Source organism: Petrimonas sulfuriphila (assembly GCA_038561985.1).
Taxonomy (GTDB): Bacteria; Bacteroidota; Bacteroidia; order Bacteroidales; family Dysgonomonadaceae; genus Petrimonas; species Petrimonas sulfuriphila.
This window is the reverse complement of record CP073276.1, coordinates 2,090,525-2,114,564: the sequence shown is the minus strand read 5'-3', so window position 1 is coordinate 2,114,564 and position 24,040 is coordinate 2,090,525. Positions and strand designations below refer to the sequence as shown.

General features: G+C 42.9%; 31 protein-coding genes and 2 tRNA genes. 13 read left to right on the top strand and 20 right to left on the bottom strand.

Annotated elements, in window-relative coordinates; genetic code table 11:
* Positions 1-53: 53 nt before the first annotated feature.
* From KCV26_08780 to KCV26_08765, 4 genes are all read right to left on the bottom strand, one after another.
* Entirely contained in the window at positions 54-215 is a 162-nt protein-coding gene (locus KCV26_08780) for a DUF4295 domain-containing protein (GenBank protein WZX35429.1), read from the bottom strand.
* A gap of 14 nt (positions 216-229) precedes the next feature.
* Entirely contained in the window at positions 230-418 is a 189-nt protein-coding gene (gene rpmG, locus KCV26_08775) for a 50S ribosomal protein L33 (GenBank protein WZX35428.1), read from the bottom strand.
* A 19-nt stretch (positions 419-437) separates the two neighbouring features.
* Positions 438-677 carry a 50S ribosomal protein L28 gene (locus tag KCV26_08770; GenBank protein ID WZX35427.1) on the bottom strand — a complete coding sequence of 80 codons (240 nt, stop codon included), beginning with the start codon at positions 675-677 and terminating at the stop codon, positions 438-440.
* Positions 678-810: 133 nt separating this feature from the next.
* A complete protein-coding gene (locus tag KCV26_08765) occupies positions 811-1,380 on the bottom strand; it encodes a hypothetical protein (GenBank protein WZX35426.1) in 570 nt (189 codons plus the stop codon).
* A gap of 180 nt (positions 1,381-1,560) precedes the next feature.
* Here KCV26_08765 and KCV26_08760 point away from each other — a divergent pair, with 180 nt between their 5' ends.
* The 9 genes from KCV26_08760 to KCV26_08720 all read left to right on the top strand — a co-directional run bounded on the left by KCV26_08760 (position 1,561) and on the right by KCV26_08720 (position 6,801).
* Entirely contained in the window at positions 1,561-2,262 is a 702-nt protein-coding gene (locus KCV26_08760; protein ID WZX35425.1) for a tetratricopeptide repeat protein, read from the top strand.
* Positions 2,262-2,753 (top strand): 6,7-dimethyl-8-ribityllumazine synthase, encoded by a 492-nt coding sequence (locus KCV26_08755; GenBank protein WZX35424.1) that lies wholly within the window; start codon positions 2,262-2,264, stop codon positions 2,751-2,753. The genes KCV26_08760 and KCV26_08755 overlap by 1 nt, the downstream gene beginning before the upstream one ends.
* 29 nt (positions 2,754-2,782) lie before the next feature.
* A tRNA-Tyr gene (locus tag KCV26_08750) sits at positions 2,783-2,865 on the top strand.
* A 69-nt stretch (positions 2,866-2,934) separates the two neighbouring features.
* Positions 2,935-3,007 (top strand) — tRNA-Gly (locus KCV26_08745).
* A 69-nt stretch (positions 3,008-3,076) separates the two neighbouring features.
* Positions 3,077-4,414, top strand: a complete 1,338-nt coding sequence (locus tag KCV26_08740) for an MATE family efflux transporter (protein ID WZX35423.1) — start codon at positions 3,077-3,079, stop codon at positions 4,412-4,414.
* A gap of 29 nt (positions 4,415-4,443) precedes the next feature.
* Entirely contained in the window at positions 4,444-5,157 is a 714-nt protein-coding gene (locus tag KCV26_08735) for a peptidylprolyl isomerase (GenBank protein WZX35422.1), read from the top strand.
* A 167-nt stretch (positions 5,158-5,324) separates the two neighbouring features.
* The gene (locus KCV26_08730) at positions 5,325-5,588 is read left to right on the top strand and encodes a DUF2024 family protein (protein WZX35421.1); all 264 of its coding nucleotides are present in this window, start codon (positions 5,325-5,327) and stop codon (positions 5,586-5,588) included.
* A 65-nt stretch (positions 5,589-5,653) separates the two neighbouring features.
* Positions 5,654-6,271 (top strand): winged helix-turn-helix transcriptional regulator, encoded by a 618-nt coding sequence (locus KCV26_08725; GenBank protein WZX35420.1) that lies wholly within the window; start codon positions 5,654-5,656, stop codon positions 6,269-6,271.
* Between the two features lie 11 nt (positions 6,272-6,282).
* Positions 6,283-6,801: a histidine phosphatase family protein gene (locus tag KCV26_08720; protein ID WZX35419.1), complete on the top strand. Its 519-nt coding sequence runs from the start codon at positions 6,283-6,285 to the stop codon at positions 6,799-6,801.
* 69 nt (positions 6,802-6,870) lie between these two features.
* Here the strand turns inward: KCV26_08720 and KCV26_08715 are convergent, their stop codons facing one another.
* The 11 genes from KCV26_08715 to KCV26_08665 form a co-directional block, all read right to left on the bottom strand.
* Positions 6,871-7,854 carry a hypothetical protein gene (locus tag KCV26_08715; protein WZX35418.1) on the bottom strand — a complete coding sequence of 328 codons (984 nt, stop codon included), beginning with the start codon at positions 7,852-7,854 and terminating at the stop codon, positions 6,871-6,873.
* Between the two features lie 504 nt (positions 7,855-8,358).
* Positions 8,359-9,450: a helix-turn-helix transcriptional regulator gene (locus KCV26_08710; protein WZX35417.1), complete on the bottom strand. Its 1,092-nt coding sequence runs from the start codon at positions 9,448-9,450 to the stop codon at positions 8,359-8,361.
* A 25-nt stretch (positions 9,451-9,475) separates the two neighbouring features.
* Positions 9,476-10,684: an alanine dehydrogenase gene (locus KCV26_08705; protein WZX35416.1), complete on the bottom strand. Its 1,209-nt coding sequence runs from the start codon at positions 10,682-10,684 to the stop codon at positions 9,476-9,478.
* Positions 10,681-11,217 (bottom strand): shikimate kinase, encoded by a 537-nt coding sequence (locus KCV26_08700; GenBank protein WZX35415.1) that lies wholly within the window; start codon positions 11,215-11,217, stop codon positions 10,681-10,683. Before KCV26_08700 ends, KCV26_08705 begins: the two co-directional genes overlap by 4 nt.
* A gap of 16 nt (positions 11,218-11,233) precedes the next feature.
* Positions 11,234-12,652: a cardiolipin synthase gene (cls, locus tag KCV26_08695; GenBank protein WZX35414.1), complete on the bottom strand. Its 1,419-nt coding sequence runs from the start codon at positions 12,650-12,652 to the stop codon at positions 11,234-11,236.
* Positions 12,653-12,687: 35 nt separating this feature from the next.
* Positions 12,688-13,629, bottom strand: a complete 942-nt coding sequence (gene rsgA / locus KCV26_08690) for a ribosome small subunit-dependent GTPase A (protein WZX35413.1) — start codon at positions 13,627-13,629, stop codon at positions 12,688-12,690.
* Positions 13,630-13,635: 6 nt separating this feature from the next.
* Positions 13,636-14,193 (bottom strand): ribosome recycling factor, encoded by a 558-nt coding sequence (frr, locus tag KCV26_08685; protein WZX35412.1) that lies wholly within the window; start codon positions 14,191-14,193, stop codon positions 13,636-13,638.
* 56 nt (positions 14,194-14,249) lie between these two features.
* On the bottom strand, positions 14,250-14,957 hold the full coding sequence (locus KCV26_08680) for a UMP kinase (protein WZX35411.1): 708 nt from the start codon (positions 14,955-14,957) through the stop codon (positions 14,250-14,252).
* A gap of 11 nt (positions 14,958-14,968) precedes the next feature.
* The gene (locus KCV26_08675; GenBank protein ID WZX35410.1) at positions 14,969-15,718 is read right to left on the bottom strand and encodes a biotin--[acetyl-CoA-carboxylase] ligase; all 750 of its coding nucleotides are present in this window, start codon (positions 15,716-15,718) and stop codon (positions 14,969-14,971) included.
* Positions 15,702-16,064, bottom strand: a complete 363-nt coding sequence (locus KCV26_08670) for an MmcQ/YjbR family DNA-binding protein (GenBank protein WZX35409.1) — start codon at positions 16,062-16,064, stop codon at positions 15,702-15,704. The genes KCV26_08675 and KCV26_08670 overlap by 17 nt, the downstream gene beginning before the upstream one ends.
* Before the next feature lie 41 nt (positions 16,065-16,105).
* Positions 16,106-16,468, bottom strand: a complete 363-nt coding sequence (locus KCV26_08665) for a YraN family protein (protein WZX35408.1) — start codon at positions 16,466-16,468, stop codon at positions 16,106-16,108.
* 149 nt (positions 16,469-16,617) lie between these two features.
* Between KCV26_08665 and KCV26_08660 the strand changes: the two genes are divergently transcribed.
* The 4 genes from KCV26_08660 to KCV26_08645 all read left to right on the top strand — a co-directional run bounded on the left by KCV26_08660 (position 16,618) and on the right by KCV26_08645 (position 19,242).
* A complete protein-coding gene (locus KCV26_08660; GenBank protein ID WZX38418.1) occupies positions 16,618-16,845 on the top strand; it encodes a hypothetical protein in 228 nt (75 codons plus the stop codon).
* A 3-nt stretch (positions 16,846-16,848) separates the two neighbouring features.
* Positions 16,849-17,283 carry a nucleoside deaminase gene (locus KCV26_08655; protein ID WZX35407.1) on the top strand — a complete coding sequence of 145 codons (435 nt, stop codon included), beginning with the start codon at positions 16,849-16,851 and terminating at the stop codon, positions 17,281-17,283.
* A gap of 19 nt (positions 17,284-17,302) precedes the next feature.
* Positions 17,303-18,499 (top strand): beta-lactamase family protein, encoded by a 1,197-nt coding sequence (locus KCV26_08650; protein WZX35406.1) that lies wholly within the window; start codon positions 17,303-17,305, stop codon positions 18,497-18,499.
* 194 nt (positions 18,500-18,693) lie between these two features.
* Positions 18,694-19,242: an NAD(P)H-dependent oxidoreductase gene (locus KCV26_08645; protein ID WZX35405.1), complete on the top strand. Its 549-nt coding sequence runs from the start codon at positions 18,694-18,696 to the stop codon at positions 19,240-19,242.
* An 11-nt stretch (positions 19,243-19,253) separates the two neighbouring features.
* Here the strand turns inward: KCV26_08645 and KCV26_08640 are convergent, their stop codons facing one another.
* From KCV26_08640 to KCV26_08620, 5 genes are all read right to left on the bottom strand, one after another.
* Positions 19,254-20,294, bottom strand: coding sequence for a fimbrillin family protein (locus tag KCV26_08640; GenBank protein ID WZX35404.1), 1,041 nt, complete (start codon positions 20,292-20,294; stop codon positions 19,254-19,256).
* A gap of 24 nt (positions 20,295-20,318) precedes the next feature.
* On the bottom strand, positions 20,319-20,495 hold the full coding sequence (locus KCV26_08635) for a hypothetical protein (GenBank protein WZX35403.1): 177 nt from the start codon (positions 20,493-20,495) through the stop codon (positions 20,319-20,321).
* A gap of 517 nt (positions 20,496-21,012) precedes the next feature.
* Positions 21,013-22,422 (bottom strand): arylsulfatase, encoded by a 1,410-nt coding sequence (locus tag KCV26_08630; GenBank protein WZX35402.1) that lies wholly within the window; start codon positions 22,420-22,422, stop codon positions 21,013-21,015.
* Positions 22,423-22,437: 15 nt separating this feature from the next.
* Entirely contained in the window at positions 22,438-23,547 is a 1,110-nt protein-coding gene (locus tag KCV26_08625) for a DUF5009 domain-containing protein (GenBank protein ID WZX35401.1), read from the bottom strand.
* Positions 23,548-23,556: 9 nt separating this feature from the next.
* Positions 23,557-23,835, bottom strand: coding sequence for a DUF4884 domain-containing protein (locus KCV26_08620; GenBank protein ID WZX38362.1), 279 nt, complete (start codon positions 23,833-23,835; stop codon positions 23,557-23,559).
* Between the last annotated feature and the right edge of the window lie 205 nt (positions 23,836-24,040).

Sequence of the window (24,040 nt, the reverse complement as noted above, 5' to 3'; positions counted from 1 at the left end):
AAAAACTTCCCCACAAGTTCTTGCAGGGAAGTTTTTACATATTTTTAACGGATTTATTTTTTAAAAAAATCTTGTACCCGATCGTTAAGGACCATCTCTTCTCTGAAACTGTAAGCTCCTGTTTTTTCAGACTTCACCATTTTAATAACCTTGGTGTGGCTGCGTCCTGTTGTTGAAGTTTTATCGCGGAATCCTGCGACTGCTTTCTTTGCCATAGTTTACTCCTTAATTATTTAATTTCTTTATGAACGGTCATTTTCTTTAAGATGGGGTTGTATTTTTTCAACTCCAATCTTTCGGTTGTGTTTTTTCTGTTCTTCGTTGTAATGTATCTCGAAGTCCCGGGCATTCCGCTTTCTTTATGTTCGGTACATTCTAGAATTACCTGAACCCTGTTTCCTTTTGCTTTTTTCGACATTGCTCTTTCCTCCTGATAATTAAGCGTTTAAATACCCTTTTTCAGCAGCTTGCTTTAAAGCGGCATCCAATCCTATTTTATTAACGGTGCGTAAACCTGAAGCAGAAATATTCAGGCTGATCCAGCAATCTTCTTCCACCCAATAGAATTTCTTTTTGAACAAATTAACGTTAAATTTACGTTTTGTTCTTCTGTTGGAGTGAGAAACGTTGTTTCCAACCATTGCTCTTTTTCCGGTTATTTGACAAATCTTAGACATTGCTATGTTGTATTTTATTGATTTCTATAAATATTCAGCTGTTTTCGGACAAATCAGGGCGCAAAATTAACCATAAAAAATGTATTTACCAAAAAAACGGCAAATAAATTTTCAAGAAGATCGGGATCCGTCTTTATTTGCTGAGATTAAAAATTTTACTCAACTCATTGTACAACCCGTTCAGGTAAAACAACGTACTCTTTTGGGTGTTCGTCTTAAATTCTTTGTCTAGACCTGATGCGGCAGAAATTGCAGTGGAAGTAATGGTTTCTTCTGCGGTAAACGTTTTAGGGAAGAACGAGGAATTGGGAGACTGGCTGTTCTGATAAGTAACATCCCTCACAACCAACATACAGCCCGCATTGGTTATGGTAGCATCAAACCGGTAATTCATGACCACTTTTTCCCGCACTCCGTTGCTGTTCTGCGGCAACAACAGTTCTATTTTAGAACCTACGGTTATGCTTCTTGCCTTATCGTCAAAGCGTATACCCGATAACAAAGGGTTGCCGGCGTAATTATCCTTCCCCCACTTGTAGAGCAATGCATATCGCTGATCAGCAGCAAGTTCCCGATCAATATGAATAAACTGTTGAAACACCACTTTCCCGTTTACCACCGGAACAGCAGTAAAAACAGACTGGGCATTTACCTGAATCAGTCCTGAAGCGAATATTAATGCAGTGAAAATAATCTTCTTCATAACTTAAGTTTTAGTTTCTTGCATAAATTTACTTTATACAATGTATATGACTACAAACTTACGGAAAAGATTAATCAGCGACAAACAGTTTAGAGAAAATTTATCCAATTTATTTTATTTATCGCTTAAAAACCATTACTTTTGCAACTTGAAATTTGATAACATTATTTTTTGAACAAAATGTCCAATAAACATCAGGAAAGTAAAGCCGAGAAAGGTTTTGAGAATATCGAAGAAGCGTTGACTTCATCGGAACGTTTTATTGAAAAGAATCAAAAAAACATTTTAATCGCATTGGCAGCAGTCGTTTTGGTTGTCGGCGCGATCATTGCATACAACTATTTGTATAAAAACCCACGAAACGAAAAAGCACAGGCAGCCATTTACAAAGGTGAAAGATTCTTTCAGAATCAAGAAGACTCCCTTGCCCTTTTCGGTAACGGTAACGATTTTATCGGCTTCGAAAACATCATAAAAGATTTCAGCGGCACCAAAACTGCTGACCTAGCCCGTGCCTATGCCGGAATCAGTTACAGCAGATTGGGAAACAATGAAAAAGCGCTGGAGTACCTGAACAAATTCAAAGGTGGCGATTTGTTAATCACCCCGGCTATAGCAGGAGCAATAGGTGATGTTTATATGAATATGGGGGATACCGAAAAAGCCATTTCTCATTTCAACAATGCAGCCCAAAAAGCCAACGATGAAATGCTGACGCCCATCTACTACAACAAAGTGGGACTTGCATACTTATCCGTTAAAAATTACGATAAGGCCATTGAAACCTTCCAGATGATCAAGGACAAATACCTCAACTCACCACAGGGACAGGAAGCAGACAAATACATTGAAGCCGCCAAGCTTCAAAAAGCAGGAAATTAATGGCCACTGAATTACAGAATCTATCGTCATACGACCCCGGATCCACACCGCGGGGTGAAGGAAAAAAAATTGGTATTGTTGTTTCGGAATGGAACAAACCTGTTACAGGGAATTTGCTAAACGGCGCCATTCAAACACTGCTTAAGTTTGGTGTTCAACAGAACGACATTGTTGTGGAATATGTCCCTGGAAGTTTTGAGCTCACCTACGGGGCTAAAAAACTGATTGAGAAAATAGACCCAGACAGTGTTATCGTAATCGGATGCGTTATTCAGGGAGAAACACCACACTTCACGTTTGTGTGTAACAGCGTTACACAAGGAATCACTGAGCTGAATATTCTCCACAACATCCCGGTAATTTTCGGATTACTGACAACCAATACGCTGGAACAAGCGAAAGCACGTTCGGGCGGGAGGCACGGGAACAAAGGTGATGAAGCTGCAATTACTGCATTAAAAATGATTGCGCTCAACGAAAAATACAAATAATTGTATTATCTTTGTCCCTCGAAAATTTTGGGCAGTTACCAGAGTGGCCAAATGGGGCTGACTGTAACTCAGCTGGCTTACGCCTTCGGTGGTTCGAATCCATCACTGCCCACAAAACAATTCACAATGCAAAATGCACACTTATTATGCATTCTTGATCATACATTGTAAATTGAATGTTGCGGAAGTAGCTCAGTCGATAGAGCATTAGCCTTCCAAGCTGAGGGTCGCGGGTTTGAATCCCGTCTTCCGCTCTAAAAAGGAGTAGCTGTAAAATAGTTACTCCTTTTTTTAAGGTAACTGTGACAACCGATAAACAACATATGCCTGCGATTCGCGATTTCACACAGGGAGGTATTTTCCGTCAACTTATCACCCTGGCGATGCCGTTAATGGCTGTCAGCTTTATCCAGATGACCTACAATATGGTTGACATTATCTGGATCGGCCGCTTGGGCAGCAAATCGGTCGCAGCTGTGGGAACAGTGGGTATGCTGATTTGGATGATGAACTCCTTCGCACTCCTATCCAAAGTGAGCGCTGAAGTCTCCATCGGGCAGTCCATTGGTGCTAAAAGGCTGGATAAGGCTATGCTCTATGCTTCGCACACTACTACCATCGCCATCATTTCGGGCCTGGTCTTTGCCACTTTCTTTTTCCTGTTTCCCCAACTCGTCCTTTCTTTTTTCAGGCTGGAAGCAGACATCACGCAGGAAGCCATTCGTTACCTGAACATTGTTACTTTCAGTGTGCCTTTCATGTTTCTTATCCTGAATTTCTCGGGGATTTACATTGGAACCGGAAGAAGCGATATCCCCTTCTATTTTAATGCGGTAGGATTGGTTTTAAATATCGTGCTCGATCCCCTTTTCATTTTCGGTTTCGGATTTATTCCTGAAATGGGATCTCAAGGTGCTGCACTGGCCACCACTCTTTCACAGGTAGTGGTATTTATGCTTTTTATTCGCCATCTACGAAGAAAAAAAGGTGTTTTGGGACAGTTCGCCTTCTGGATAAAACTCCGAAAAAACTACACACTCAATATCCTGAAACTGGGAGTTCCCGTAGCGGCCATGAACGTCTATTTTTCTATCATCAACATGAACCTCACCCGTATAGCTTCCATTCACGGAGGACACCTGGGAGTTACCAGCCAAACCACAGGTGGGCAAATAGAGGGAGTTACCTGGAATACCTCACAGGGGTTTGCAACAGCTCTGGGTAGCTTTGTAGCACAGAACTTTGCTGCCGGTAAGATGGACAGAGCCCGCCATGCTTATCGGTATACATTAAGGGCTATGATGGCTTTGGGGCTTGTAGTGACAACGTCGTTCATGTTGTTTGGCAGTGAAATTTTTTCGGTTTTCATTCCCGAAAAAGAGGCCTATCTTGCTGGTGGCGATTATTTATTTATTATTGGTATATCCCAATTGTTCATGATGCTGGAGCTGACCACGCAGGGAATGTTCAACGGAATTGGGAAGACCACTCCTCCGGCCATTGTAAGCATCGTATTCAACACCCTGCGCGTTCCGCTAGCCGTTTTCCTGGCTTCTGCCATTGGCGTCAACGGTGTTTGGTGGGCCATTTCAATCACTTCTGTTGTGAAAGGAATATGCTCGGCCACGTGGTATTATTTTTCACAGCGAAAATACAGGTAATTAGTGATAACAAGAAAAAACAGACAAATATGAAATCTCACGCAACATTTGTTTTCCTTATTTTAGTCTTGGCGCTGACAATGCAAGCTTGCTCCTCGTTGAAGCACAGCAACGAAAAAGAACAGAAAGTCCTTATCCAGACCACTGAAGGCGATATTACGCTAAAACTATACAACGAAACACCATTGCATCGCAATAATTTTATCAAGCTGGTGAATGCAAAAACCTATAACGGATTACTTTTCCATCGTGTAATCAAGGAATTCATGATTCAGGGAGGAGATCCCCAGTCCAAAACGGCAGGGCCGGATACAATGCTGGGCGACGGCGATGTCGGCTACACCATTCCCTCAGAATTCAGGACTCCCCAAATTTATCACAAATACGGCACTATTGCCGCTGCGCGTGAAGGAGACGACAGCAACCCGCAAAAAGCATCATCGGGTTGCCAGTTTTACATTGTAGTGGGGAAAAAGTTTACAAACGAACAACTGGATAAGCTGGAGGAAAGCAAAATAGCCCGTTACGGAAATACAAACGACTCTACTTACAAATTCAGCACACAAGCGCGACAAGATTACATAAACGTCGGCGGAACACCACACCTCGATGGCAATTATACCGTATTTGGCGAAATATTGAAAGGGATGGAGGTCGTGGAAAAAATATCGGAAGTAGAAACAGACAAACACGACCGTCCCATAAAGGCAATCCGAATAAAGAAGATGAAGCTGATACGGTAACACATACAAGGGCTACGAAACCTATCACCGGCTGAATTAATCGAAATGCCATACTTTGATAAAGGGCTCTATGAAAAAAATCACCTTTCGTTTGCTTTAGTTAGTTATCCTAACTATATTTGCGGATGGCAATGGTGCCAAGACAACCGGCTTAAAACGTAAAAATCATGGAAGCAGCTGTTTGGGATACTTATGTAACAAAAAAAGACGGAAAGGTTATGCATTTTGACATCATTGTTCCGGCGGATTTAAAAGATGAAAACGTAATTCACAATTACGGGAGAGAATACCTTAAAGCAAAGGGGCAGGAAGGACAACCACTCACTTCCAAAGAAAGCAAATATTGCCATACGGAAAAAATAAAACCCCAGTGGATAGCCGATATCCGGGAAAAGGGATATTATATTTACGAAATGGAGAATTGTGATTAACCACCTTATCCTCGGGGAATAAAAAAAGATATTCTATATAATTGAGATTGACAAAATATAAATAGATGGAGGATTTTCAGTTTTATTCCGACCAAACTACCGAAGGGAAGATCGTTGCTTCCCTGGAAAGGATATCTCAGGCATTTCGTGTACTGTTGTGGAAGAAAAGCAAGGAGTTCTCCCTCACTCCACTTCAGGTGCAAATTTTGATTTTCCTGTTCACACAAAATGAAGAAAAAAAGAAAGTGAGTTACCTGGCAAAAGAGTTTAATGTTACCAAGGCGACGATAAGCGATACCGTAAAAACACTGGAACAGAAACACCTTGTAGTCAAAGACAATGAAGCTACCGATTCACGAAGCTTTGTTATCAACCTCACGGAAAAGGGAAACAAAATAGCCGGGCAGACCTCGTCTTTCGCCAAAGAGATTTATAGCCCTATTGCAGAACTGAGCCGGGATGATAAAAAAAACGTATTGTCAAGCTTGATAAAACTGATCATCCATTTAAACAAAACGGGAGTAATTTCCGTTCTTCGTATGTGTACCACCTGTTCCTACTATCGACCTTCTGATGATGAAAAAAAAGACCATTGTACGTTGTTGAAACGGGACTTGGACCACGTTCATATAAGAGTTGATTGTCGGGAACACAAAATGCTGGATTTTCCAACTACAGTATAACAACAGAAGAGATGAAAAAGCTGATTGTAATGCGGCACGGGAAGTCATCTTGGGACTATGCTCACCTGGATGATCACGACCGTCCATTGAACGAGAGAGGCAAGAAAAATACGGCTAAAATGGGAGTTTACCTGCTCCAGAAAACGGGGAAACCGGAGCTCATACTCTCTTCATCTGCCGAACGTGCATATGCAACAGCCGTTATTGCCGCCGAAAACATGGGATATCCGAAAGAACAAATTGTGACGGACAAAGAATTATATTTGGCCTGGGTAGAGGAAATTCTACAATGTTTATCAAGAGTCCCCAACACAGTCAGCTATTGTCTGATTGTTGGGCACAACCCCGGATTAACCCTCCTGATCAATCATTTTGGTGTAGCGCTTGACAACTTGCCTACGGCATCGACAGCCTGTTTTGAGTTTGATACGCAGGTGTGGAAAGATATTTCACCGGAAAATGCCCGGTTTCAATGGTTGAAGCAGGCAAAAGAGATAGAGATGCGGGACAGCGGTGATATCCGTGAATAACAGGAGGAGAATAAAACCAGCAGTTCTGCAAATATAGATCAATCAGTGCCGGAGTTATTGCTGCTTTACCTATTTGCGTACAGACGTAAAATCCTTGTCGGTCAGTTGCAAATTAACACCGTCCCACAGTGCATAGAGGCAGTAAGCGTTACCGGCTTGGTGCGGGACAGCAGAGGCGCTTGTTGCATTTATACTCTCCTTTTGCACACCATCTATTTTCACTTTCAATCTGGTAGCTGGCATCGTGTTACCGGTCAACAACACAAAGCGGGAAAACTTCCGAACATCGTCGCTCCATATAGAACCTGAAATAACTCCCTGAGAAACACCATAATAAATCACTTCTTTAGAAATCAAATCATAGCGGGGTGCTCCTTCGCCATTTTTATAAGCATAGAAGCCGGCAGCGTCAGCGGGATTGACCTGTATCAACTCCATTTCCGTATATGCAACTTCAGCTCCAGCAGCGTTTTTGAAGCAGATTATCTGCATCGCACCCAAATAATTAAACGTGAGCGAAGTCGTGGGTACACCAAAAGCTATCTCCGCAGACGCTGTAATGGGCGTATAATAAGTATCCGGAGAAACACTGCCATAACCACCGGAAAAAGGGAAAAAAGGAGTATAGCTAAAATCAACCAGTATTTTTCCTCTGGCAATTTGGGAAGAGGAGCCGTGCACACAATAGAGTGTATAGGGGTTAGCCGTGTTAATATCATCGGGGACTACGATGTTGAAAGTGGCATTTTTTTTGTTGTCCGACAAATGCTCATCGGTAAGGGTGATTTCCGTCCCCTTCAAGATGGTTGGCCCCTGCACAAAGTAAGGCTGTACTTTGTCGCCCGCTTTCCACGTTACGGAAATCTTCGTTTCATCCATAGCCATAGAGAGGCGCGTGGCGGTCGCAGGATTGTTGTCGCCGGATCCAGGCGCGGCGGCAATTACGGTCAGTAGTGATGCATCATGACTTAGTTCTATCGCATCATCTGTTTTGTCGCAGCTTGCCACAATGAGGGCAACGGCTGCGAAAAAAATAAATAATTTATAATTCATAATGTATAACCTGAGAATTAATGTTGTTGCATTTATAAGACCAAAAGTCGCGAACTAAGACTGTCAACAACAGACTTATGGATTAATAGGCTGTTTTGTTTTGGGACTTCCGAAAAATAATCATTGCTTACAATATCTTACCAATCGTGAACAGGCATATCTGGAACACTTCCGCCTAAAATGTTTTGATTCAATTCAATATCGATCATTTCGATATCAGGAGCTTCATAATGTTCAACCGCATTGTTCGTTTGCAAATTTTCTTGTCTCATATCTAATTACAGGGTTAAAATAAAATTCTTCGGAGAATTTGCGACAAAGCTACTGGGAGAAGGCAAAAGAAGGGTTGTGTTTCCAACAAAAAATTCGTGTTTGCAACAATCGTGCAAAAACTGCCTGCTTTTTAACAATTGGAAGAGACGGGAGACGGAATGCGGAGGAGAGGAGTTTACAGCAGATACCTTTGTCAAAGTCCGGAACTTTGACAAAGCTGCAACACATTTTTCATTTCAAATGCGTCTTCCGCCACAAGGAAGGGCTCATGCCAACGCTTTTGGAAAAACGGGTACTGAAGTTTCCTTTGTCCGAAAATCCCACCCGTTCGCCTATTTCGTTTATCGGTGTTTTGGGTTCGGACAGCAGGAGGCGTTGCGCCTCGGCAATACGCAAGTCGCTAATCCATTCTTTAAAGTTTTTGTTTTTGCAGGTATTAATGTAAGAGGAAAGATAGGTGCGGTTGGTACTCAATTCATGGGCAACCATTTCGATATTGAGTTCGGGCTGAAGGTAGCGTTTTTCTTTTTCCCATTCACCAACAATATCTTCCAGCATGAAAACCGAATCTCTGACGACTGGCTCTTCCTCCATAACTTCTTCCACCACTGGGGCTATAACAGGAAACTGAAATGCATAATTAATAAACCGTATAGCATAATACGGATAAAGGATATTGAGGAATAAGGCGAAAACGCACAACCATCCATGCGGCATAAATAAACTTACAAAAGCCATTATACCGCTTGAGGTGGCCAGAAACTGCGTGGTTACTGTCCATTTCAGCAGATTGGAGCCGGGTTCGGAAAAATAATTGTTGAGCCGGATAGAATATTGTCTGTAGTTGCGAAGAAAAATCACCGTATAGACCACCACCACAAGCACATAGTAGACAATGAAAACAACATAAGCAAAAAGGAAGGCCAGTGATTTGGCAGAGAAAATCTCGAACAAGAATACGTTGCCGACAACCAGTACAAGGGGAATAACCAAATCCCTGACAAGATTCCTCCACGAAAAGAAATGACTGTTTATCAAGGTAATATTTACAATCGAAAAAACGGGAGCCACACACGCTCCAATCCACAGCGTCATTAGTCGCGTATACCAAATGTCGTCGTTGGTTCCGGAGTCGCTCATACTGAGTTCAGTTAGATTTACGAGCGTCATCAGAAAAAAAACGCCCCACGCCAACAAAAGACGCACGCGTTTATAGCTTCTTAAATCGTCACGCCTAGGAACGGAAACGGTTAAAAGAAAGACAAAGCATAAGAGCATCAACCAGAAAGTGCCCCAAGTGAGAAGATAATATATTTCTGCCATTATTCAACCTCAAAAGCTCATTTCTCTACAATCCCGGCAGGAACAACCCGATATCGTTTACCGGCCAATTAAAATGATTGGCTACATAAGAATTGACCATTTTCCCGGTAAACATGTAGAATCCGGAGGCAAAACCGCGGTCGAAACGGGCGAACCGTCCTACTCCCCCACTCTCGGCCATTGCCGAGAACATCGAAATAAAAATATTGCTCAAAGCGATGGATGCTGTGCGTGCTACGCGGGAGCTTATGCTTAATTCACAGAAATGCAAAATACCGAACCGTTCAAAAACCTGGGGATGATTGGGTAAACACGCTTCCATCGTAGTTTCGAAACATCCTCCATATGACATACGCAAGTCAATAATGAGCGACCCTTTCTTCATTTCGCGGATCAAGTCGGTGGAGATACGGTACAAGTGCGTTTTATTTACATATTGCATGGCTCCGATCACCACATCGGCAGAGCGAAAAACATTGCGCAACACATTCGGTTGCAGGGTAGAGGTAAACACCATCCGACCCAATTCGTGCTGGATTTTCCTAAGTTTATTGATATCGTTATCAAATATTTTCACTGTAGCACCTAATGCAAGCGCAGCACGCGCAGCCACAGCTCCCGCAACACCTGCCCCTATAATCACCACTTCGGTAGGCGAAATCCCTGGAACCCCACCCAACAGAATACCTTTTCCACCGTGTGCACTGCTGAGCAATTCCGATGCTACAGAAATGGAGTATGCTCCCTCAATTTCACTGATGGCAGTTACAAAAGGAGAAATCTGGCTATCATCATAAATCAACTCATAAGCCAGCGCATTTATGCGTTTTTCCGCCATTAGCTCCAGTGTTTCCGATGAGATCAGGTACAACTGCAAAAACGAAAACACACTGCTTCGTGGTTTCATCATCGAAACTTCATCAAAAGTAGGTGCTGAGACCTTCAGAATAATATCGGCCTGAAAAACTTCGGCCTTTGTTTGTACGATATTTGCTCCTGAATCGGAATAATACCGGTCGGAATAATTAATAGCCAGCCCGGCATCGGATTCAATCATTACCTGATAACCCGATTCAACAAGCAGGGCCGTTGTTTCGGGAGTGATTGCCAGCCGTTTTTCCACTTTTTGATTTTCCTTTGGAATACCTATTACAAGCGAGATGTTTTGTTTGTCTGCTTTCAGCAGCAATTCACGAACAACAAATTGTGTGCTTCTTAAGGGTTCGTATATCATTTTAGCCGTTTTTTTATTTCGTCAGCAATTCTGTCAACGGTCAGGTGAATATCTTCTTTTGTGATTAAACGGTCGGTTTTGTAAATAACTTGTGCCTGATTGTAAAACCGCTCCCTTTCTTTCAGGTGTTGGGCAATGAATAACGTCAGGTCCTCTCCGGTTTTTCCGGAAACAATGGGTCGAACTGTTTTCGATGTCCGTAACCTGGCTGCAAGTTCTTCGGGTTCCGCATGAATATATACCGTAGTTCCTGTTTGATTCATCAGCCGGATATTTTCAAAAAAACAGGGGGTCCCGCCGCCTGTCGAAACCACCACATCCTCTATCTCTGAAACCTCGATTAACGATTTTTGCTCGATCAGGCGAAATTCACGTTCACCCCGTTCAGCAAAAAGCTCTGGCACAGTCTTATGGTATTTGCTCTCGATAAACTTATCTAAATCGACAAAACCTATATCGAGCAACTTAGCCAGTTTCTTGCCAACCGTGGTCTTTCCCACACCCATATATCCGATTAAATAGATCCTAACCATATTTTTCTATAATTGGTTATAACAAAGGTGCAAACAAACGCATTAAAGATTCAATAAACCTGAGCCTCATCGGTCTCCTCATCCACTCACGCAGGGAGACAACCTGAGAAAACCGTTGATCCTCAACAATGATATCCATGGCTTTTTCTGCCACATCGTGATCGTAGATAAACGCTTCCACCTCGAAATTGTGTTCAAAACTGCGTGAATCGAAATTCACCGAACCAATCAATGTAAGGGAATCATCAAACACCATCAGTTTGGAATGCAAAAAGCCTTTCTCGTACATATACACCTTCACCCCACTTTCCAGCATCTCCTTTACGAAAGAACGTGATGCCATTTGCACCAAAGGCACATCCGATTTTTTGGAGATGATCAGCCTTACATCCAGTCCTCGGATAGCAGCTGCCTGCAGCGCTTCTATCATGGATTCAGGCGGAATGAAATAGGGTGTTTGAATGAAAATACTCTTCTGTGCATCGTAAATGGCCTGAAGAATACCGTGAGAGATTTCCCTTTCCTCACGGAATGGCCCGCTGTTGACAGTCTGCATGGATATGCTTCCATAAACAGGAAGCTCCGGAAAATATTTCCTCGACGTGATAAGTGTCTGACTCACAAAAAACCAATCGATAAGAAAGATCGATTGTAAACCCTGCACGCCTTTGCCTTCGATGCGTACATGTGTATCGCGCCAGATTCCCCATTTAAAACCGTAGATGTACCTGTCGGCAATGTTTATGCCTCCTACATATCCAATCTGTCCGTCAATGACAATTATTTTTCGATGATTCCGGAAATTTAGCCGCGAGGTAATTTTGGGAAGTGCAACCTTTAGAAACGGTTCTGCTTCGATACCGGCCTTTCTGAACTCCTCAAAAAATGCTTTAGGGGTTTTACGTGAACCAAAGCTATCGTAAATAACGCGTACTTCAACACCTTCGAGTGACTTTCGGATCAATGCGTCCCTCACTTTTCTGCCGATGTTATCCCCTTCAAAAACATAATACTCTACGTGGATATGTTGTTTTGCATTTTCAATATCGCGCAGTAAATCTTCGAATTTTTCCGCGGCATGGGTATAAAACCGGACATCGTTCCCTCCCAGCAACGGGGTATGGTCAAGGTTTTTCAGTAAACGGATCAAACTCGCATGCTCCTGGGGATAAGCAAACTCCTCCAGCGGGCCAACTTCATCCAGTGGACGTTTCTTGAGCTTGCTGTACATCCGTTTGGTAATGACTTGTTTTTTGGTAAAATCCTGGCCGAAAATAAGATACCAGATTAATCCCACAAAAGGCAAAAACACAAGCACCATTACCCATGAAAGCGTCTTAATGGGATTCCTATTCTCAGAAATTACCACAATAACCACACTGATGATGGTTAAAGCGTAAAGGATCTCGAGAATAAGCATCAATACACTGTTCATAACTGTTTCTGTTGTAGTCCTACGGCACAGCCAGATTACCGGTATTTTTCTTCGTTTGCATCTTCCAGGATATTCAAATAAGACTGATACCGGCTCTGACTGATGTAATGATTTTCCAACGCTTTTATCACGGCACAGCCGGGTTCGTTCAGGTGCAGGCAGTTATAAAACTTGCACTTCGACGAAATCCTGAAAATCTCGGGAAAATAGTGAGAAACCTCAGCCGTTGTCATGTCGATGGTTCCGAATCCTTTGATTCCCGGAGTGTCGATAACGAAGCCTCCCTTTTCAAGTTCAATCATTTCCGAAAAAGTAGTAGTATGCATTCCTTTGTTGTGGTAATCCGATATCTTTCCTACTTTTTGCGTTGCGTCTTTTTGCAGCGTGTTTACGATACTTGATTTTCCCACGCCGGAATGTCCGGCAAGCAGTGTAATCTTTCCACAAACAAGCTCACGTACTTCATTCATCCCCTCTCCTGTGAGCACCGAGGTTTTAATGCATGTATACCCGACAGTTGAATACAAGTGAACTAACCCATCCACGTATTCCCTGTCATCGCTGTCGTAGATATCCGTTTTGTTGAAAACAAGAACAACAGGAACACTGTATGCCTCTGCGGTAACCAAAAACCGGTCGATAAATACTGTGGTTGTTTCCGGAAACCTTACAGTAACACAAAGAAGAGCCAGATCAATGTTGGCAGCAAGAATGTGCGAGTGTTTGGAAAGGTTGGACGCCTTGCGGACAATATAGTTTTTACGGTCTTCAATTTCGGTAATATATGCCGTTCCATCAGAATTTACATCGATTTTCACCCTATCTCCCACTACCACAGGGCTCGTGCTCCGGATACCCTTAAGACGGAAATTCCCTTTTGCCAGACACGACATGTCCGTCCCTTCGTCCGTTCTTACCAGATAGTTATTGCCCGTATTTCTGATTACCAGTCCCCTCTTACTTCCCTCCTCGCTCATCGCTATTTATACGGTAAGTATTTCTTTTTCCTTTTCGGCGAACTTATCATCAATTCTTTTGATGAATTTATCGTGAAGTTTTTGAAGCTCATTTTCAACGTCTTTTCCCATATCCTCGGGAAGTCCATCTTTAACAGCCTTTTTCACCTCATCAATCCCTTCGCGGCGGGAGTTCCGAATGCTGATCTTGGCATCCTCCGATTCCTGCTTGGTCTGCTTCACAAGCTGCCTGCGGCGTTCTTCGGTAAGCGGCGGGATTCCCAGGCGGATAACTTCACCGTTGTTCTCGGGGGTAATTCCCACGTCAGAATCCATAATCGCTTTTTCAACTACTTTCAGCATATTTTTTTCCCACGGTTGAACCAGAATAGTTTTGGCATCAGGAGTAGAGACTGTTGATACATTCGACAACGGAACGTGACTGCCATAATATTCTACTCTCACCCCGTCAAGAATACGCACATTAGCTCTCCCTGCACGAATTCGTGCGAAAGTTTCTTCCAGAAATTCCAAGGTCATCTGCATCTTTTCCTCGGCATCTTTTTTAATTGTTGAAATATCCATATCTTTTTGTTTGATGTTATGTTAGCAAAAATAGTGAAAATATTTGAATAAATCTTTCACACGTGCACCAGGGTTCCAATATTATCCCCGGAAAGGACCTTCTTCAGGTTTCCGTATGTGTCCATATCGAAAACAACAATGGGCAGGTTATTTTGCTTGCACATTGTCGTCGCCGTAAGATCCATTACCCGCAAGCCCCGGTCGTAAACTTCATCAAATGAGATCGTATCGAACTTGGTTGCCGACGGATCTTTTTCGGGGTCAGCAGTATAAACACCGTCAACACGGGTGCCTTTAAACATGGCATCAGCCTCAATCTCTATTCCACGCAGAGCAGAAGCGGTGTCGGTGGTAAAGAACGGGTTTCCCGTTCCTCCGGAAAGGATAGCCACTTCACCATTTTGCATGGACTCAATCGCTTTCCATTTGGAGTAAAGCTCGCCGACAGGTTCCATACGAATGGAGGTATAAACCCTGTTTTTCTGACCAATGGCCGTCAATGCAGAACTCAATGCCAGGCTATTGATAACGGTGGCAAGCATGCCCATTTGGTCACCTTTTACCCGGTCAAACCCTTTTTGCGAGCCGCTCAAGCCCCGGAAAATATTTCCACCACCGATAACAATTCCGACTTGCACTCCCATTTGTACAGCTTCTTTTATTTGTCGGGCATAGTCATTCAACCGGACTTCATCTATCCCGTACCCTTTTTCTCCTGTCAGCGACTCACCGCTGAGTTTCAGTAAAATTCTGTTGTATTTCATCTATATCTGTTCTATATAAAAGCTATTTCCTTAAACGCATACATTCGCTCCTCATTGGTCTCAAGCGTCTTCAATACAAGATGACCGGACGGAAGCACGTTATCGATTTTTGCCTGAAACTTGCCGTTTGCATCTTCAAACCAGTAATAACCGTTTACCCGGTACAAATCAAGCATGTATTCATCTTCAATAACTTGTTTTTCTCCGCGCTGCAACCCCCTGTATAACAGAAAAAACTCTTTCATCAAAAGATCCAGGATGTAGTCTTTATCCTGTTCGGTTGCAGTGATTTGCCTCAACGATACCGGATTGGGCAATTCCGGCGGAAACACCTGCTGGTTGAGGTTCAACCCGATTCCAATGATGGAGTTTTCAATTATTTTCCCCTGCAAACTGTTTTCTATGAGAATACCGGCAATTTTCCGGTCTTTCCAGTAAATATCGTTGGGCCATTTGATCCGGATATCATCCGTAAACTGATCCAGGGTATTTTTTATGGCCAGTGAAATTATCCGGGAGATAATAAACTGCTCGTTAGCAGGAATCTCTATCGGATAAATCAACAGACTGAAAAGCAAATTATCTCCTTTTGTCGAATACCAGCTGTTGCCCATCTGTCCACGGCCTGCCGTTTGAAAATCAGCCACCACAACAGAACCTTCTTCCAAGTGTTCTGTTCTTAATAACTCTTTCAGGCAGGAATTTGTCGATTCCGTTTCCTCCAACCGCACAATTTTTCTGTCTTCACTCAACTGATCCATAGTACTCTTTCTGCTTTATTTTGGGTAATTTCTTAATGACTTCTTCCACCGAGTGCCTGATCCATATTTTTAATTCCTCATCCGGCATTTCTCCAGTTATATAAATTGTGTTCCAATACGTTTTGTTCATATGAAAAGCAGGCTCCACACATCTGTATTCTTCACGCAACCGCACCGCTTTTTCCGGTTCACATTTGAGCGCGACAGACAATCTGTCAGCATCCAACGGGATAAGGGCAAACATCTTGTCACACACTTTCATCACCAATGTAACATCGTCAAACGGCGTTGTTACTTCCGCACCCGGAATGGAAAGACAGTAATCATAAAGCTCTTCTATATTCATATATTCCTGATTGATAATCGCGTAAGGTAAATAACCAATGCTCACAGGAAGGGCAAAAAAGCATCATCGATATGCTCCAGGTCAAATCCTCTTCCATTCCAGACCAGACCGATAATATCGAACCGGGCAGGCTTGTCGATATCCATTTCAATCAGATAATGATCGGCAGCATCCAACATTCTACGCATTCGGAGCTTATTCACAAAACCCACCGGATTCCCCCATTGAACAGACGTTCTGGTTTTCACCTCGACAAAGACAATAAATTCTTCGTTCTCCGCAACAATATCAATCTCGTAGCCGTAAAATCTCCAGTTCCGACAAACAATTTTATAATCTTTCGATTTCAGGTATCTCACGGCCTCCTCTTCGCCTCTTTTGCCTAACTCATTGTGTTGTGCCATTTTTTTGAAATATCGGCCGGTTATAAAACCAACAAATGCTTAGAAATACAAATTTATGCAATATTCTTTTCTTTCGTGTTAAAATATTTTGTTTTTTTGTGCCTGAAAAGGATTTACGCAATTTTTCAGAATAATTTCTTCAACAAGAAATGAGAACGACAAAAAAGTACAAATTAAAAGGACGTCCCACTCCAAGGTCGAAAAAAGCAGAGTTTATGCTTAGCGACGAAGAATACGATGTTATCAATTTCTATTTGAAGAAATACAAAATCACCAATCGCTCACGGTGGTTCAGGGAAACCATACTGAATCATATTCTCAAAAATATGGACATGGATTATCCCACCCTTTTTGAAGAAAATGAAATGAGGAGATAAGATATGCTGGACGACACTTACTTTATGCGGCAGGCGCTGATTGAGGCGCAGAGAGCTTACGATAAGAACGAGGTTCCGGTGGGTGCAGTTGTAGTTGCCAACCACCGGATTATCGCCCGGGCACACAACCTGGTGGAGACCCTCAACGATGTTACCGCACACGCCGAAATGCAGGCGATAACCGCAGCCGCCAACGTGCTTGGCGGAAAATACCTAACCGACTGCACGCTTTTTGTCACTGTTGAACCTTGTCCCATGTGTGCCGGCGCGTTGGGCTGGGCACAACTCTCACGGGTTGTTTACGGCGCAAGCGACGAAAAACGGGGTTTTTCCAAGTCAGCGCCTAGCGTTTTACATCCTAAGACAACCGTTACCTCAGGGGTTTTGGCCGAAGAATGTGCAAAGCTGATGAAAGCTTTTTTTGAAAAAATAAGATAACCACACCATACACATTGTCATGAAAACATTCTATTTTTTAATTATCAGCATGTTGTTTTTTGCCTGCGGTTCACATTCCAACAAAAGCAACGACAGCATCCCAAATGTCAAAGCCATCGATGACGTTATGCAGGCATTTGTAGATTCGGGTTTTATACCCGGAGCAGTTACCGCGGTGGTTTCGAAGGATAACATCCTGCATCTCGGGAGTGTTGGTGTTGCAGATTATGAGACAAGGTCGCCCATGCAACCCGACCACATTTTCTGGATTGCCTCCATGACAAAACCCGTCACAGCTGTTGCCTTACTGATGCTTCAGGATGAAGGAAAACTTTCTGTCGACGATCCGGTTTCGAAATACATTCCCGAATTCATGGACTTAAAAGCACCCTCTGGAAAGGATGCCAATCTCACCATCACACAGATAATGAACCACACTTCGGGTTTACGGGAAGCGGATGCTCAAACGGCCATGAGGGCAAAAGAGCTTGCAGACCTGATCCCTTCTTATGTCAGCGGCCCTACTCAATTTGAACCGGGCAGCAGATGGAACTATTGCCAATCGGGGATCAATACCGGAGCAAGAATTGTGGAAGTGGTCAGTGGACTACGTTTTGACCAATTTCTCCAGCAACGTATTTTTGATCCGCTTGAAATGAGTAGTACCACTTTCTATCCTGTCTGGCAGAGCAGTACTCAACGTGCTGCAGGCTATATTAAAAACAGGAACAACGGACGGTTTGAAAAAGCTGAAGTAGCTGAGATCTTTGGCAAACCCGATAGTGCACCACTGGGTAATGGTGGACTGTTTTCCACTGCTCTCGACTATGCGCACTTCGCACAGTTGCTTTTGGGAAAGGGTATTTACAAGGGGAAACGCTACCTCAGCGAAAATGCCATGACTTACCTCACTTCAGTAAAAACGGGTGAACTTGACTGTGGTTTTCTTCAGGAGGCTCAATACGGAAACCTTGGAGCAAATTACGGATGGGGAGTTGGCACCTGCATTCTTAGAATTCCTCATCCGGGAGTAGCAGCCATGTTATCGCCCGGCTCATTCGGACACGGCGGCGCCTGGGGGACACAAGCATGGATAGATCCCGTTAGGGATATAGCCTATATAATGATGATACAACGTCCGAATTTCAATTCAGACGCAAGTAACATACGTGCCGAATTTCAGCAAAAGGCATTTGATGAATTGGCAATTAAATAGATATAGCCTATTAAACCTGCATTAATATTTTTTAAATCTATGCTTTTCCGGTTAGATTTAGTTAAATTATTTTCTAATCCCAGACTGGTAAAAACTTTTTAGGTCCTATCCTTGTTAAAGTCGGGGAATGTGTAAACAAAAGACATCCAGGCTCTTTATAAAAATAACACTTTAAAAATCAAATTTTATTTATTATGAACAAGAAGAAGATCGCTGTTTTAATAGGCAGCTTAAGAAAAGAATCGTTTAACAGAAAAGTAGCTAATCAGCTTATGCAGCTGGCTCCCGATTCCTTGGAATTAGAAATTGTAGAAATAGGGCAATTACCTCATTACAATGAGGATATAGATCAAAATCCGCCAACAGAATATGTCGATTTTCGCCGTAAAATAAAAGCTGCCGACGGCTTTTTATTTGTAACACCCGAATATAACCGATCGGTTCCAAGCGCGCTGAAAAATGCTTTCGACGTAGCCTCCAGACCTTATGGACAAAGCGTTTGGGGAGGGAAACCGGGAGCGGTTGTTAGCGTATCAATGAGTGCTATCGGTGGATTTGGCGCTAATCATATTGTACGTCAATCGATGGTTTTTCTGAATGTTCCCATGATGCAGCAACCCGAGGCGTATATCGGAAGCGCCCATACTCTTTTTGATGAAAACGGAAATCTTCTGAGTGAAGATACGCGCGATTTCCTCAAAAATTATATGGACGCATATGCCTCTTGGGTAAACACTTTCTGATCACACTTCCATTAAGGAGCGATAAAGGTCGAGTCGGTGAATTTCAACAGGTACGGACGGGGAGGAGTGGTGGACTCATCATTTTCTATTGTAGCAAACAACAAATAATTTTTCCCTGTCTGAAGACTTCTGGTGATGCTCTTGTTGACATTTGTAAGGCCGGTTATGTCTGACAGAGTCCCTGGACTTTTTAAGGAAGCCAGCATTAAGTCGAATGCAGCGATGTCCGTTTTCGGAACAAACCAGAGGTAGTAGGTTCCCACTTCATCCGGAGCAAGTGTGGCTGAGGGAGTAAAAAAAGTCAAGGTTGTTGAAAACTGTTCACTCCCTCCCACATAAGTTTCTGCCGCCATATCAAACAGTGCCCCACCGTTTCCATTTAATCGGTTGATTATCCAGTTCTGACTTGGATTGGTCTGGAGGACAATTGAATGCAGATCGCTAATGGTTGCACTGCCCACATTTTTCAGGTTTAGCGTCATCATCGACCCCAGGTGCTTGAAAGAAAGTGAAATCGTTGTCATAGCCGGATCAATGACTTTTTTGCTCCATATGGAAAAGACAGTTGCCTGATCAGCTAAGGTTGCCTGATAATTAAACTGAGCCGCCGGCAAGACAGCGACAGTGGGAGTAATCGGATCCAATACACTCCCGGTAGTTATTTCACTTTTTCTACTGCTTCTGTAAGCGTATAGGGTGTATGGGTTGCCGACATCGATTCCCGCGGGAACTGTAACCGTAAATTGCGCTGTTTTTCCATCAGCGCTTACAGCAGTAACATTAGCGGTATTTTTGTCCGCAGTCCCCCCTTGTTCAAAGCAAAATTGTATTTCATCGGTCGCTTCCCACCGGAATCCAATGGATTTAATTATTGTAGCACCGGTTTCTTCGAGGTAACCGCGCGTTCCGGCCGGCTCTTCGAACGAAGCAGTTACTTGTAACACCTTATCTTTCGGTTCAGCAGTCAGATCATCTCTGAGATCAACTGTTTCGTTGCTGCAGCCAGCTGCAATGAGAGCAATAGCTGCATAAAAAAATAATTTAAATTTCATAATCATTACCTTTTTCTGCTCAGCTTATAATAGATCTCCGGGCATGTCGCCCCCATTACTTCCAGTCTGTAAGAAGCTCTGTTCCGCTTCAATATCGATAACTTCAATATCGGGTGCCACATACGTTCCCGACATACCTTGTACAGACAGAAATCCATCTTTCGGCATGATTTGTGAATTGTTGTGCAGTTTTTTTCGCATAACGATAAAATTTTAAAGGATTTGTAAAATAATTAAACATTAAATTTTCTTCGTAACAAAAACGAGCGATATATAACCTTAACGCTACTTCTTTTTCGAAAGAAAGCGATGAAGTAAAATGCCGATGTTAAACATACAATGCGTGCAGCATTTTGCGACGGTAAAAATACTACGGTACCGGACAGAAATGTTAGGACTGAATGAACATTTTTTTGTATTTTCGGATTAGCCTCAATGTTAAATTATAACTACAGAAGCACAGCTTGCATGTAACCGCCTATATATATGGCAATTATTTTCAAAAAGTTTTTTTCATAAAAAAAGCTGCAATAAAAAATCAGGGAGGAGCTTCCAAGCTATCAAAACATCATATCTATCTGTCTTACTGTCAATTAAAAATTGATCAGTCTCTTTTTTTATAATTGACGTTTGATAAATTGACAAACCAATCATATGAATCTACACATAAATTTATGCTGTAATTGTCCAAATCCACTTCTGCTGTCCTGGTGATAAGCTAGTCATTATATAATTTCCAGGCCCGATCATCGGTTCTTGCACACTGCATGATTTTTCTCAATTCTTCTGCTTTTTCAGGATACAGTGAAATGATATTGTGATTTTCCGACGGATCGGAAGCCAGGTTATAAAGTTCAAACGTCGGGTTCTTTCGGATGCTTTGATGAATCAATTTCCAATCACTCTGAATGACGGCCTGCTTTCCATCCATTTCCAGAAACTCGAAATAGAAGAAATCGCGGCTTTTCTGTCCGTCTCTATTCAGAAACGTAGGAAGAACACTCACCCCATCAGTAGGTTTTGGGTATTCCACACCCAACAGTTCGGCAAAAGTGGGCATGTAATCCCAAAAAGCGAAGGCAAAGCTGTTTTCTTCTCCGGCCGCCACATGGCCTTTCCACGAAACAACAGTCGGCACACGGACTCCTCCTTCGTACAAATCGCGTTTGTATCCGCGGTAGATGCCGTTGCTATTGAAAAAATCGGGATCTCCCCCACCTTCGCGATGTGGGCCGTTATCACTCGTAAAAACGATCAATGTATTTTCGTAAATACCTTCGGCTTTGAGTCTTTCAATAATCTGCCCCACATACACATCAATTCGCTTTACCATAGCCGCGTGAGTAGCACGGGGATGTTCCTGTGAAGCATATCCCCCTTTCCGGAACGAAGGACCATCATCTATCCCCCTATAAGGTGTTTCCGGAAATTTTCCACGAAACTGTTGAATAATGGAGTCTTCGGGAACGATCAGTTCCGCATGTGGAAGCACTATGGGAGCATAAAGAAAGAACGGGTTGCCTTTATTGTTACTGATAAAACTCAGTATTTCTTTTTGTATGAGGTCTTGCGCATAAGCTCCGGATCGTCCGTTATCGTTCTCGGGCAACTCTATTCTTTTTTGATTGCGCCACAGATGGCCGGGATAGTAGTTGTGGGCCAATCGCTGACAGTTATAACCGAAAAACTCATCCACTCCCTGATGGATTGGATCACCGGTTGATCCGGGATATCCCAGTCCCCATTTTCCAAAAGCGCCGGTTTTGTAGCCGGCATTTTTAAACAGATGAAAAAGCGTATAAGTATTTTCCGGTAACGGGAATTGACCCTCCGGATCCATCTCTTTGTTTCCACGGATAGACGCATGACCGGTATGCAATCCGCTCATCAGGCTGGCACGCGAGGGAGCACTTACGGTTGTACCGGAATAGCTCCGCGTAAACCGAGTTCCGTTAAGCGCCAGCCGGTCAATGTTCGGTGTCAGGAATTTCTCCTGCCCGAAACAGCTTAAATCACCGTAACCGAGGTCGTCGGTAATAATAAAAACTACGTTGGGTTTTGGTTGAGCAAAAACAATTCCTCCCAAAGAAAGGGCTCCTGTTGCCAACAACGATTTTAGTTGTTTCATAAGAGATCGATCCTGTTAAACCTTCAAAAAAACTTTCTTTTTATAAAGTATGTATAAGAATACCCAACCGATAGTCACGTAACCGATAGCCATGATAAACGGGGCCCATGCTTCGGGCAACAGCCCGGCAAGCCCGCCAAAGAAAAATCTATTTGCACTGTCCCATCCTATTATCCGGTTTGCCAGATAGATGGTTATGGGGTTCATCCCTATAACTACAAAGAAAAACGCCCATTTCTGAAATTTCCACACATCGATAACCAGGTAGAAAATTGCGAGCAGCAGCATACTCAATCCGCCTACCCAGCAAACGAATGAACTTGACCACAGGTTCTTGTTAATAGGGAAAACGAGGTTCCATACCTGTCCTACAATCATCAATAGAACAGCTGCTGTTGCAAGGTATAATACTTTCTTTGTAGGTTTCAGCTTAGTCATCAAGAACTCTCCGGTAAGCATACCCAGAAGCGCCGTACCAATAGCTGCAACGGTCGGCAACAGCCCTTCGTTGTCTCCTATTTCATAACAACAAAACCTACCCGGCAATAAAATCCGGTCGATATAACTGGAAATATTTCCTCTCATGGAGTAATGATCGGGATCCCCCAGGTCGGGCGCTTTAAAAAACACAAACAACAACCAATAGGAAATCAGGATCCCGCTAAGCCACAGCAACCGGATTCTCGCATTTTTAGTGTTCATAAACAGCAGTGCGGCAAACATCCAGGCTAACCCGATCCGGCCAAGCACGCTCGCGTAGCGCATATTTGCCACATCAAAATTCAATCCGTTGTTGTAAATAACCCCGATCAAGACCAAAAGCAATCCCCTTTTAAAGACATGCCTGTAAAGCGACTTCCGTCCCCCATCGATACTCAAGCGTTTCTTAGCCGAAAACGGAAAAGAAACCCCGGCAATAAACAGAAACAACGGGAAAATCATATCGTATGCATGAAATCCGTGCCATTCCACATGTGTCATTTGGTTGGCCCACCATTGTAATGCAGGGAGGCCGGTCAGCGATCCAAGCAAAACAAAAATCTCCTCCGCACCCATGATCCAGAACATATCAAACCCGCGAAGGGCATCCAATGATTTCAGTCTTTCCGGTTGTTGTTTCTCCATTATGTTTTGTTAATTTTTTCGTGTTTTGTCATAATCATCGTATGTAATCCTTACCGAATTAGTCACTCTGGCAGCTGTGGAATCGTTTTTTATGCTTGTCACCTCTCCCTGGCAATTGGTAAAATACACGTACTGCCCCCTGTCGTAAAACCTATAAACCTTACAGCCATCGTGCTCGAACAAATAATCAACCTGATACGACTGGTTATTAACGGGAATTTCCGTAGAAACAGGAAGACGATAAAGCGAAGAACAGCAATATATTACACTTGTAAGTGCAATCAACATCAGGATTTTAACAAAGGTCTTCATTTTGCAAGCAAGGAAAAATACAAGTACGATTACTCTTGCAAAGATAAAAACTTTGGTTTATAATGATCCTAAATTTCTTTATATTTTCTTAAGTCTTTTGGCCGGTCTTTTAATGAAATATGTATATTTGCGAAACATTTGGCGTCACTCACTAAACCGGTTGCCGTGAAAGACGGTTAGC

Bases quoted from the DNA above. Each gene is read 5' to 3' on its own strand.
- KCV26_08770 (WZX35427.1), bottom strand. From the start codon at position 677: ATGTCTAAGATTTGTCAAATAACCGGAAAAAGAGCAATGGTTGGAAAC.
- KCV26_08735 (WZX35422.1), top strand. From the start codon at position 4,444: ATGAAATCTCACGCAACATTTGTTTTCCTTATTTTAGTCTTGGCGCTG.
- KCV26_08620 (WZX38362.1), bottom strand. From the start codon at position 23,835: ATGTTGATTGCACTTACAAGTGTAATATATTGCTGTTCTTCGCTTTAT.
- KCV26_08730 (WZX35421.1), top strand. From the start codon at position 5,325: ATGGAAGCAGCTGTTTGGGATACTTATGTAACAAAAAAAGACGGAAAG.
- frr (WZX35412.1), bottom strand. From the start codon at position 14,193: ATGGATATTTCAACAATTAAAAAAGATGCCGAGGAAAAGATGCAGATG.
- KCV26_08720 (WZX35419.1), top strand. From the start codon at position 6,283: ATGAAAAAGCTGATTGTAATGCGGCACGGGAAGTCATCTTGGGACTAT.
- KCV26_08710 (WZX35417.1), bottom strand. From the start codon at position 9,450: ATGGCAGAAATATATTATCTTCTCACTTGGGGCACTTTCTGGTTGATG.
- KCV26_08645 (WZX35405.1), top strand. From the start codon at position 18,694: ATGAACAAGAAGAAGATCGCTGTTTTAATAGGCAGCTTAAGAAAAGAA.
- KCV26_08705 (WZX35416.1), bottom strand. From the start codon at position 10,684: ATGATATACGAACCCTTAAGAAGCACACAATTTGTTGTTCGTGAATTG.
- KCV26_08660 (WZX38418.1), top strand. From the start codon at position 16,618: ATGAGAACGACAAAAAAGTACAAATTAAAAGGACGTCCCACTCCAAGG.
- KCV26_08715 (WZX35418.1), bottom strand. From the start codon at position 7,854: ATGAATTATAAATTATTTATTTTTTTCGCAGCCGTTGCCCTCATTGTG.
- KCV26_08740 (WZX35423.1), top strand. From the start codon at position 3,077: ATGCCTGCGATTCGCGATTTCACACAGGGAGGTATTTTCCGTCAACTT.
- KCV26_08675 (WZX35410.1), bottom strand. From the start codon at position 15,718: ATGGATCAGTTGAGTGAAGACAGAAAAATTGTGCGGTTGGAGGAAACG.
- rsgA (WZX35413.1), bottom strand. From the start codon at position 13,629: ATGAGCGAGGAGGGAAGTAAGAGGGGACTGGTAATCAGAAATACGGGC.
- KCV26_08630 (WZX35402.1), bottom strand. From the start codon at position 22,422: ATGAAACAACTAAAATCGTTGTTGGCAACAGGAGCCCTTTCTTTGGGA.
- KCV26_08655 (WZX35407.1), top strand. From the start codon at position 16,849: ATGCTGGACGACACTTACTTTATGCGGCAGGCGCTGATTGAGGCGCAG.
- rpmG (WZX35428.1), bottom strand. From the start codon at position 418: ATGTCGAAAAAAGCAAAAGGAAACAGGGTTCAGGTAATTCTAGAATGT.
- KCV26_08725 (WZX35420.1), top strand. From the start codon at position 5,654: ATGGAGGATTTTCAGTTTTATTCCGACCAAACTACCGAAGGGAAGATC.
- KCV26_08780 (WZX35429.1), bottom strand. From the start codon at position 215: ATGGCAAAGAAAGCAGTCGCAGGATTCCGCGATAAAACTTCAACAACA.
- KCV26_08635 (WZX35403.1), bottom strand. From the start codon at position 20,495: ATGCGAAAAAAACTGCACAACAATTCACAAATCATGCCGAAAGATGGA.
- KCV26_08755 (WZX35424.1), top strand. From the start codon at position 2,262: ATGGCCACTGAATTACAGAATCTATCGTCATACGACCCCGGATCCACA.
- KCV26_08640 (WZX35404.1), bottom strand. From the start codon at position 20,294: ATGAAATTTAAATTATTTTTTTATGCAGCTATTGCTCTCATTGCAGCT.
- KCV26_08700 (WZX35415.1), bottom strand. From the start codon at position 11,217: ATGGTTAGGATCTATTTAATCGGATATATGGGTGTGGGAAAGACCACG.
- KCV26_08765 (WZX35426.1), bottom strand. From the start codon at position 1,380: ATGAAGAAGATTATTTTCACTGCATTAATATTCGCTTCAGGACTGATT.
- KCV26_08760 (WZX35425.1), top strand. From the start codon at position 1,561: ATGTCCAATAAACATCAGGAAAGTAAAGCCGAGAAAGGTTTTGAGAAT.
- KCV26_08665 (WZX35408.1), bottom strand. From the start codon at position 16,468: ATGGCACAACACAATGAGTTAGGCAAAAGAGGCGAAGAGGAGGCCGTG.
- KCV26_08625 (WZX35401.1), bottom strand. From the start codon at position 23,547: ATGGAGAAACAACAACCGGAAAGACTGAAATCATTGGATGCCCTTCGC.
- KCV26_08680 (WZX35411.1), bottom strand. From the start codon at position 14,957: ATGAAATACAACAGAATTTTACTGAAACTCAGCGGTGAGTCGCTGACA.
- cls (WZX35414.1), bottom strand. From the start codon at position 12,652: ATGAACAGTGTATTGATGCTTATTCTCGAGATCCTTTACGCTTTAACC.
- KCV26_08670 (WZX35409.1), bottom strand. From the start codon at position 16,064: ATGAATATAGAAGAGCTTTATGATTACTGTCTTTCCATTCCGGGTGCG.
- KCV26_08650 (WZX35406.1), top strand. From the start codon at position 17,303: ATGAAAACATTCTATTTTTTAATTATCAGCATGTTGTTTTTTGCCTGC.